The sequence below is a fragment of the uncultured Methylobacterium sp. genome (assembly GCF_964242245.1).
Classification (GTDB): Bacteria; Pseudomonadota; Alphaproteobacteria; order Rhizobiales; family Beijerinckiaceae; genus Methylobacterium.
Genome location: NZ_CAXTBY010000092.1, coordinates 1 through 9,326, shown reverse-complemented (window position 1 = coordinate 9,326; position 9,326 = coordinate 1). Strand labels below are relative to the sequence as shown.

6 protein-coding genes are annotated in these 9,326 nt (G+C 71.3%); 1 reads left to right on the top strand and 5 read right to left on the bottom strand.

The genetic code is table 11. From position 1 onward, the window contains the following. From ACFE8Y_RS16440 to ACFE8Y_RS16430, 3 genes are all read right to left on the bottom strand, one after another. Positions 1-1,082, bottom strand: a 1,082-nt coding sequence (locus ACFE8Y_RS16440; protein ID WP_375465457.1) for a DUF882 domain-containing protein, incomplete at its 3' end; no start/stop codon positions are given. Positions 1,083-1,294: 212 nt separating this feature from the next. Then, complete coding sequence (locus tag ACFE8Y_RS16435) at positions 1,295-3,283, bottom strand: murein L,D-transpeptidase (protein ID WP_375465456.1); 1,989 nt, start codon at positions 3,281-3,283, stop codon at positions 1,295-1,297. A 245-nt stretch (positions 3,284-3,528) separates the two neighbouring features. Continuing rightward, on the bottom strand, positions 3,529-5,019 hold the full coding sequence (locus ACFE8Y_RS16430) for a sigma-54-dependent transcriptional regulator (protein WP_375465455.1): 1,491 nt from the start codon (positions 5,017-5,019) through the stop codon (positions 3,529-3,531). A gap of 278 nt (positions 5,020-5,297) precedes the next feature. On the opposite strand from ACFE8Y_RS16430, the gene ACFE8Y_RS16425 reads away from it, so the two are divergent. Further along, a complete protein-coding gene (locus ACFE8Y_RS16425) occupies positions 5,298-7,169 on the top strand; it encodes a M3 family oligoendopeptidase (RefSeq protein WP_375465454.1) in 1,872 nt (623 codons plus the stop codon). 95 nt (positions 7,170-7,264) lie between these two features. On the opposite strand, the gene ACFE8Y_RS16420 is transcribed toward ACFE8Y_RS16425, so the two are convergent. Beyond that, positions 7,265-7,687, bottom strand: a complete 423-nt coding sequence (locus ACFE8Y_RS16420) for an organic hydroperoxide resistance protein (protein ID WP_375465453.1) — start codon at positions 7,685-7,687, stop codon at positions 7,265-7,267. A gap of 413 nt (positions 7,688-8,100) precedes the next feature. Further along, on the bottom strand, positions 8,101-8,961 hold the full coding sequence (locus ACFE8Y_RS16415) for an outer membrane protein (RefSeq protein WP_375465452.1): 861 nt from the start codon (positions 8,959-8,961) through the stop codon (positions 8,101-8,103). Positions 8,962-9,326: the final 365 nt, after the last annotated feature.

The following is a 9,326-nucleotide window of genomic DNA, read 5'->3' as shown; positions in this document are numbered from 1 at the left end:
GCGGCGGGCCGGCGCGGCGGCAGCGGTGCCATGGTCGCCGGGAGTGCGTCGGCGGCCTCCGCCGGCTTGACCGCGGGGGCGGGCTCCGCGGTGAGCAGGCTCTTCGCATCGCGGGTCAGCATCGCCCCGCGGAGCGCGGCGTTGGCCGCGGGAACGGCGGCTGCTGCGGCGTAGGCGAGCGCCGTCCGGGCGCCGGTCGCGTCCTCGGGGTCCGCGCTCGCGACGACGATCGGCTTCGGTTTCGACTTCATCCGTGCCGCGGGGACCGGAGCGGGGGCGGGCGCGTCGCCGCCACCGAACAGGCCCGCGAGGAAGCCGCGCAGGCTCGGACCCTCGTCCTCGTCGGCGGAGGCCACCTGCGAGCTGTAGCCGAGCACCGTGCCGCCCCGCGCGAGGATCTCGGCGCGGGCCTCCTCGTAGCCGGGCAGGGGCCGGTTGTCGGTGGGCAGGTGGACGGTCCTGCCGTCGGGGAACAGGCGGGCGAGCTGGTCGTGGCCCATCCGCGGCCAGGAACGCACCGAGCCGACGTCGAGGTGGACGAACGGCGAGCCCGCACGCGGGTACCAGCCGACGCCGCCGCGCTGCATCTGCATGCCGACGGCCCGGATCTGGTCGATCGAAGCGTCGGGCAGGTAGAAGTCCATCGCCTTGCCGAGCATGTGCTGGCTGAACTCGGCCACCGCCTTGGAGCGGCGGCGCAGCATCGCGTTGGTGCCGGGCGAGCGGTAGGCGGAGACGACGTGGATCGGCTCGTTCGCGCCGACCTGCCGGTAGGCCTCCCACACGGTGTCGAACAGGCGCGGGTCCATCTTGGTCGGCTCGTCGATGCGCCAGTCGCGCAGGAGCCAGTTGAGCTGCTCCAGGGCCGCCCGGTCGTAGCGCCCGTCGCGGCGGAACGTGACGGTGGTGCTCTCCTGGGTGTGGGTGTGGAAGATCGTGAGCGAGCGGGTGTCGCCGTTGGCGACCGCATCCTGCGTGCCGGTCGCCGTGGTCAGGGCCAGCACGATCCCGGAGAGGCCGAGCACGATGCGGCGGAGACGGGTGCGGTGCCGGGCGGCCGGAGCCGGTCTCGATCGCAGCATCCGCACGATGGCCCTCACCCTCTTCCGGGCCCCGCGCGCGGGGCAACCAAGGTGAACGCAAGGTTGCCGAGAACCGTGAACGTCCGGTTATCGAGTCCTCGGGCCGGTCACCTGCGATTCCCCTACGGCTAAGGTGAAACCGTGGCGAAATCGTGCCGGCGAGCGCGGAGGCGCACGCGGGAGGAGGATCGCGTCGCGCCCCGGTCGGACCCTCACCACCATCCGCGCGAGACCGGCGTGGGGCGCGGCGTCCACAAGCCGGGCTCGCCGAAATCGGCCGGCGGTTCGATTCCGGCGCGCGCGGCGCGGGGCGCCGCCGAACGGGCGGCGTGCCTTGGCCGCGGCGCCGCGGCCTCAGCCGCCCGCCGCACGGGCTCTGCCGGCCGGACGGCCGGCAGAGCCCGTGCGATCGCGGGGCCGCCGCCGCCGGGCAGCCCCAAGGCCGCGCGCATCGGCGCGTCGTAGTCGTAGAGGTCGGGCAGCGTCCGGTAGACGCCGGATTCGTCCACGGTGGCCGTGAAGTAGGCGAGGTGCACCGGCAGCTTGCGGTCGAGGCGGATGGTGCGCTCGCCCTTGCCGACGAGCTTCCGCAGCCGCTCGCTCGACCACGCGTCGGGCAGCACCGAGTCGGCGAAGCGGAACGGGTCGTCGACCCGCACGCAGCCGTGGCTCAGCGCCCGCTCGGAGCGCGCGAACAGAGTGCGGTTGGGCGTGTCGTGCAGGTAGACCGCGTGGTTGTTGGGGAACATGAACTTGATGAAGCCGAGCGCGTTCCGCTCCCCCGGCGGCTGGCGCAGGGAGACGTGGCCGCCGCTGCGCACGACCTCGTAGCCGCCCCAGGTCTTGCCGCCGTAGCTGGCGATCTTCGGCAGCATGGTCTTCAGGATCGAGGGCGGCACGTACCAGGACGGGTTCACGACGGCGTATTCCATCAGGCCCGAGAACAGGGGCGTGCGGGAATCCGGCTTGCCGACGATCACCCGGGCCTCGTCCCGCTGGCGCCCATCGCGAAACACCCGCAGGCGGTATTCGGGGATGTTGACCAGCACGTAGTCGCTGCCCAGATCCGTCCCGAGCCAGCGCCAGCGCTCCATGTTGACGATGAGCGCCGCGTCGTCGCCGGTCGCCCGGGGCGAGGCGTCGGCGTTGGCCAGCGCCATCACGGTCTGGACGTTGAGCACGCCGTTGCCGGGCAGGCCGCGGCTGCGCTGGAACCCGGCCACCGCGGCGGCGACGCCCGCGTCGTAATCCTCCGGCTCGCCCGGCTCCGCGTCCAGTGTGCCGGCGGTCCGGCTCTCCAGGCCGAAGCGGGCGCGCAGCAGCGGCACGCGCGGGTCGCGCATCCCGAGGCGCAGGGCCGGGCCGGGCGGGAGCTTGAGGCTCGCGCCCTCGCGCGGGGCCGGCCCGCGCGCCGCGGAGAGGCGGGCCTTCAGGGCGAGGTAGCCGGGCGAGTGCGGGTTGTAGGCCTGCAGCAGCCCGCCGGCGGACGCGCCGGCGCTGGCGAGGCTCGCGAGCACCGCGTCGGGCGCCGGCAGATCGAGGACCGGCGTGATCAGGCGGGAGATCGCGGCGAGGTTGATCCGGCCGCCGCGGGCGTCGCGGGCGTAGAGCGCCACCGCCGCCGAGAGCCTGAGGTCGGCCTCGGCGATCCCCGCGTGGTCGTCGGGCTTTGCCGGGCTGGGAAGGACCGGGACCGGATAGGCGTGCGCGTCGAGGCCGTCCTCGGCCGCCGCCGCCAGCCGCGCGGCCACCGCCCTGGCGGCCGGCGTGTAGGCCCCGTCGGTGATCCAGACCGGCCGGAAGGCGCCCAGCGCGTAGAAGGCCTGGATCGCGTCGCGCTCCTTGGCGGTAAGCCGTGCCAGGAGGGGCGCAGGCAGGGCGAGGCGGTTGAAGATCGCTGCCGCCCCCGGGTCGCTCGGCACGGTCGGCGCCGCGACGACCGCGGGACGATCGGGCACCGGAACCTCCGCCTTCGGATCGGCGGGCGTCACCGCCTCCAGGCCGGTGGCCGGGGGCGGCAGGGCCGGGTCCGGCGCGACGGAGGTGGGCAGGGGGCCAGCGCCGAGCACGACCGTGGCGGTGGCGACGACCGGGGCACGGTCCAGCCCCCGCGCGTCGGCCGCTCGGATGAGGGCTCCTTGCGCGACCGAGCCGGCCAGCAGGGCGGCCAGGAGTGCGGTGGCCGAGCGCGAGACGCCCATGGTGCGAAATCTCCTGGAGGTCACGACGCGAGGCCCGCCCCGAGCGCCGGAGCCGTGTCAGGCGAAGTGTGCGCGGTTCGCGTGAAGAAACTGCGACTTGGACAAGGACTCGGGGCAAGACCGGCGCGCACGGGCGGACCGACCTTGCTGTAGGAGTATCGGCCCAAGCGCGGCCGTGCGCAATCGCACGCGCCGGCGGCCGCACCCAAACCGTTGAGCGACCTGTGATCTTCGGGCCGAATCGCTCATGCGGCCTCCTCGGCCTTGTCGTCGCCGTCGAGGCCGAGGTCCTTGAGCTTCCGGTAGAGCGTCGATCGGCCGATCCGCAAGCGGCGGGAGACCTCGGACATCCGGCCGCGATAGAATTGCAGGGCGAAGCGGATGATCTCGGCCTCGAGCGCGTCCATCGGCTTCATCTCGCCGGTCTCCTCGACCACGAGCGACAGGGCGTGCGGGTCGCGCACCTCGACGCGGACGATCTCGCGCACCGGCTCGGGGGAATGGGCCGAGAGCATGGGCTGGACGGGGGCTGCCGGGATGCGCACGTCGAAGCCCTCGACCTGCGCGGCGATCTGCGGGAACTCGGCCACCGTCAGCTCGTCGCCGTCGGCGAGCACGACGGCGCGGAACAGGGCGTTCTCCAGTTGCCGCACGTTGCCGGGCCAGCCGTAGCGGGTCAGCAGCGCCATCGCCTCGGGCACGATCGCGCGGACGCGCTTGCCTTCTTCCGCCGCGAACCGGGCGCAGAACGAGCGCACGAGATCGGGGATGTCCTCGCGCCGTGCCCTGAGCGGCGGTAGGGTCATCGGGAAGACGTTGAGGCGGTAGTACAGGTCCTCGCGGAAACGGCCCTGCTTCACGAGGTCCAGCAGCGAGCGGTTGGTGGCCGAGACGAGGCGGATGTCGACGCGCACGCTGCGCTTGGCCCCGACCGGGTCGACCTCGCCCTCCTGGAACGCACGCAGCAGCTTCACCTGGGCATCGAGCGGCAGTTCGCCGATCTCGTCGAGGAACAGCGTGCCGCCGGACGCCTCGACGAACTTGCCGGCGTGGCGCTCGGTGGCGCCGGTGAACGCGCCCTTCTCGTGCCCGAACAGGGTCGATTCGACGAGGTTGTCGGGGATCGCCCCGCAATTGACGGTGACGAAGCTCTTGCCGCGGCGCTCGCCCGAGCCCTGGATCGCGCGGGCCAGCACCTCCTTGCCGACGCCGGACTCGCCCTCGATCAGCACCGGGATGTTGGACTTGGCCGCGCGCTCGGCCAAGCGGATCACCCGCTCCATGTCGGGCGACTTCGAGGTCAGGTCCTTGAAGCTGAGCGCGCCGGAGGCGCGGCGGCGCATGCGCCGGACCTCCTCCTCCAGTTGATCGACGCGCAGCGCGTTCTTGATCGAGACCTGGAGCCGCTCGGCGCCGGCGGGCTTGACCACGAAGTCGACGGCGCCGGCCCGCATGGCGGTAACGACGGCGTCGATCGAGCCGTTGGCGGTCTGGACGATCACGGGGGTGTCGAGGCCGGATTTGCGCATCTCGGCCAGCACGCCGAGGCCGTCGAGGCCGCCGGGCATCACGAGGTCGAGGAGCACCACGTCGATTCCGGGCTCGGTCCGCAGCAGGGCGAGGCCGTCGGCGCCGTTCTCTGCGAGCTTCGCCTCGAAGCCGAAGCGGCGCACCGTCGCCTCGGCCAGACGACGCTGGACGGGATCGTCGTCGACGATCAGGACCGTTGTCGCCATGCGGGCTTTCCTCGGCTGGCCGCAGCTCCGCATCGGCGCGCGGGCCCTTCGGCTCGGCACCGGACGCGCCCGGCGGATGTTTCGTTTCGAGCCGCAGGGTCGCTCAGATGCGTAAAGCCCCGCTTAACGACGAATGCGGATCGGCGGCCCCCGCCCGTCGAACGCGCCGCGGCAAAGCCCGTTGAACGCCGGCCCGCGCGCTCGATATGCAGGCTGAGTGGAGCGTCGAGGCTCCGACGACAGGCCGCGCAGCGCGCGCCGGAAGGAACCGAGGCCCCATGCACATCCGAGCCCCCGCGCCCGTGCCGCACCCCGCTCGAAGCGCCGAGGGCGCGTCGGCGGCCCGGGCCGCTGCCCACGCGGCCGATCTCGGCATGCTGCCCGAGTGGGATCTGGCCGACCTCTATGCCGGCCTCGACGCGCCGGAGTTCCGCAGCGATCTCGCGCGGGCCGAGGCCGATTGCCGGGCGTTCTCGGATGCTTACGCCGGGACGATCGCACAGCTCGCGCGCGGCCCCGACGCTTCGGAAAAGCTCGCCGCGGCGGTCGCGGCCTACGAGGCGATCGAGGAGTTGCTCGGCCGCCTGATGTCCTATGCCGGCTTGGTCTATTCCGGCGACACCACCGACGAGGCGCGGGCCAAGTTCTACGGGGACACCCGCGAGCGGCTGACCGACGCCTCGGGCCACCTCCTGTTCTTCGCCCTCGAACTCAACCGGATCGAGGACGGCGTGATGGACGCGGCGATGGCCCGCGGTGCTCTCGCGCACTACGCGCCGTGGATCGAGGACCTGCGCCGGGAGAAGCCGTTCCAGCTCGAGGACCGGATCGAGAAGCTGTTCCTGGAGAAATCCGTGACCGCGAACGCGGCCTGGGACCGGCTGTTCAACGAGACGATCGCCGCGCTCCGCTTCCCCGTCCAGGGCGAGCGGCTGCCGCTGGAGCCGACCCTGAACAAGCTCCAGGACCCGGACGGCACGGTGCGCCGGGAGGCTGCAGGCGCGCTGAGCGGGGTCTTCCGCGAAAACCTCCGGGTGTTCACGCTGATCACCAACACGCTGGCCAAGGACAAGGAGATCTCCGACCGCTGGCGCGGCTTCAAGGACGTGGCCGACGCCCGCCACCTGTCCAACCGGGTCGAGCCGGAGGTGGTGGCGGCGCTGGTGGACGCGGTGCGCGCGGCCTATCCCCGGCTGTCGCACCGCTACTACCGGCTGAAGGCGCGGTGGTTCGGGGTCGATGCCCTGCCGTACTGGGACCGCAACGCGCCCCTGCCGAGGGTGGAGCAGCGCACGATCCCCTGGAGCGAGGCCCGCGACACGGTGCTCGACGCCTACGGCGCGTTCTCGCCAAGGATGGCCGGCATCGCCAAGGACTTCTTCGACCGCCGCTGGATCGACGCGCCGACCCGGCCGGGCAAGGCACCGGGCGCCTTCGCGCACCCGACGGTGCCCTCGGTCCACCCCTACGTTCTGGTCAACTACCAGGGCAAGCCGCGGGACGTGATGACGCTCGCGCACGAGCTCGGCCACGGGGTGCATCAGGTGCTCGCCGGCGCCAACGGCGCGCTGATGGCGCCCACGCCGCTGACGCTGGCCGAGACCGCGAGCGTCTTCGGCGAGATGCTGACCTTCCGCCGGCTGCTCGCCGCCACGACGAACACGACCCAGCGCCGCGCCATGCTGGCGGCCAAGGTCGAGGACATGATCAACACGGTGGTGCGCCAGATCGCGTTCTACACCTTCGAGCGCAAGGTCCACCTCGCCCGCGCCGAGGGCGAACTCACCGCCGAGCGGATCAACGCGCTGTGGATGTCGGTGCAGGCGGAATCGCTCGGGCCCGCGATCACGCTGGACGCGGGCTACGAGCCGTTCTGGGCCTACATCCCGCACTTCATCCACTCGCCGTTCTACGTCTACGCCTACGCCTTCGGCGACTGCCTCGTGAACTCGCTCTACGGGGTCTACGCCAAGGCCGAGGACGGCTTCGTCGAGCGCTACTTCGCCCTGCTCTCGGCCGGCGGCTCGAAGCCCTACGGCGCATTGCTGAGCCCCTTCGGCCTCGACGCCCGCGATCCGGGCTTCTGGCAGATCGGCCTCGGCATGATCGAGGGGATGATCGCGGAGCTGGAGGGGATGGGCGCCGCCTGAGAGGCAGGCGCTCGTTCCAATCGACGTTTCGAGAGAGGCGAAGGACCCGCGGCGGACGCGGTCCGCCGCGGATGGAGTCCATCCCGGTCGCGTGCTCAGACGGCGGCGACGGCGACGCGGATGTTGCCGCGGGTGGCGTGGGAGTACGGGCAGACCACGTCGGCGCGGCGGACGATATCGGCGGCCGTCTCCGGATCGATGCCCGGCAGGCTGGCCTTCAGGCTGACGACGAGGCCGAAGCCCGTGCCGTCGTCGCGCTGGCCGATGCCGACCTCGGCGTCGACGCGGGCGTCGGCGGGCACCTTCACCTTGTTCCGGGCAGCGACGAACTTGATCGCGCTGAGGAAGCAGGCGGCGTAGCCCGCCGCGAAGAGCTGCTCCGGGTTGGTGCTGGGACCGCCGGGGCCGCCGAGCTCCTTCGGGGTCGAGAGGCCGATCCCGAGGCGGCCGTCGTCGGTGGCGGCGGAGCCTTCGCGGCCGCCGGTGGCGTGGGCGTGAGCGGTGTAGAGGGTGTCCATCGTCGTTTCCTGGGTCGTTCAAGCGATGCGCATCTGATTCATTGTGCGCAATCGATCACCCGAATCCCGTAGATTTAGATTGTGCGCAATTCAAACCTTTCACGCTCCGTGGCGCCCACGCCGCAGCGCTTCGCGAGGATGCCGGCCTCGGGTTCGCGACGACGATCGTAGGGCACGACCCGAGTTCCTCCGCCTTCGGATGTCCGCACCGCGACGACGGTGCACGACGAGGAAGGGCGTGCGCCGCTGATCGGCACACGCCCTTCGTTCCGGATCGAGGCGGGCGGCCGGGGCCACCCTGAGAGACTTATACCAAGTCTCATGGGCTATAACCCATGAGGTCCGGCGGACCGCCGCCGCCCCGCAGTCGCGAGGGTCGGATCTCAATGAGTTGGGCTCATCGAGATTCGGTATTAGAGGCCGCCGAACTTGTAGTTGAAACCGGCCTTCACGATGCTGCCCTCGGAGCGGAAGCGCGAGGTGTAGGAATTGGCGGAGGGAATGATCGGGCCGACGACCACGTTGCGGCTGCCGAGGTCGTAGTGGAGGTACTCGGCCTTGATCGTCACGGCGTCGTACTTCAGGCCGAGATACTTCGCGAAGGCGAAGTAGTTCAGGAAGCTGTCGGTCGGGATCGCGTACTCGATGCCGCCGCCGTAGGCGTATCCGGTTTCGAGATCCTGGTAGCGGCCGGCGAACTGGAGGGCGAGGCCCGGCGTGTAGAAGTTCGCATCGTATTGGACCTCGCCGAAGGCGAAGCCGCCGGTCCCGTAGACCAGGAACCGGTCGAAGGCATAGCCGAGCTTGCCCGTGACGGTGCCGAGGTACTCGAGGCTCTGGCGGAAGGCGCTCGGGTTGGGGATACCCGGCGCCACGGCGTTGCCGACACCCAGGACGAAGCGGTTCTTATGGATATCGGTCCAGTCGATGTTCACGGCGAGGCCCGCGACGAAGCCGGAGCCCGGGGTGAACTGGTAGTTGTAGCCGGCGCCGCCGCCGATGTTGCCGATGCCATCAGCCTCGATCGAGGTCACCGGCGGGCGGCGCAGGTTCGCCACGTTGTCGCGGGTCGCGGCCGTGTTGCCGATCGTGGTGATCCGCTGACGGTCGCTGAAGGTGTAGACCGATTCGAGACCGGCGTAGAACCCGGTCCAGGTGAAGACCGGCACCGGCGTGAACACCGGCGGAGGAGCGCGGCGCGGCAGGTCGGCGGCGGAGGCCACGGCGGTCAGGCCGGCCAGCACGGTCGACGCGAGGAGGAGCTTCTTCGTCATGATGGCGGTACCCGAGGGCTGATCCGTTGGCTGTGGCGCCAGTTAAGCTCAATACATCCGGGCCAACTATGCCCGCCGTGCCACAGTGCCGCTCAAATGCATCAACAGCGTCCGCTGGTCAGGCGGACGGCGCCCGCGCCGTCGCACCGAGCCTCAGCGGGCTCGCATGATGCCCCCTGCGGACGCAGCCCTTGATCAAAGGACGGCGAGCCTCTAAGCGGTCCGCGCCGTTCGCCCGGCTCGCGATCGACACGGGCGGTGATACGGATCAGGCGCGCCCGTGCTCGGGCCCCGCCGCAGGAACGGGACTCATGGCCAAAGAGAAGTTTGCGCGCACGAAGCCGCACTGCAACATCGGCACGATC

Coding starts and splice junctions, on each gene's coding strand:
- ACFE8Y_RS16435 (WP_375465456.1), bottom strand. CDS start 3,283: ATGGGCGTCTCGCGCTCGGCCACCGCACTCCTGGCCGCCCTGCTGGCC.
- ACFE8Y_RS16430 (WP_375465455.1), bottom strand. CDS start 5,019: ATGGCGACAACGGTCCTGATCGTCGACGACGATCCCGTCCAGCGTCGT.
- ACFE8Y_RS16425 (WP_375465454.1), top strand. CDS start 5,298: ATGCACATCCGAGCCCCCGCGCCCGTGCCGCACCCCGCTCGAAGCGCC.
- ACFE8Y_RS16420 (WP_375465453.1), bottom strand. CDS start 7,687: ATGGACACCCTCTACACCGCTCACGCCCACGCCACCGGCGGCCGCGAA.
- ACFE8Y_RS16415 (WP_375465452.1), bottom strand. CDS start 8,961: ATGACGAAGAAGCTCCTCCTCGCGTCGACCGTGCTGGCCGGCCTGACC.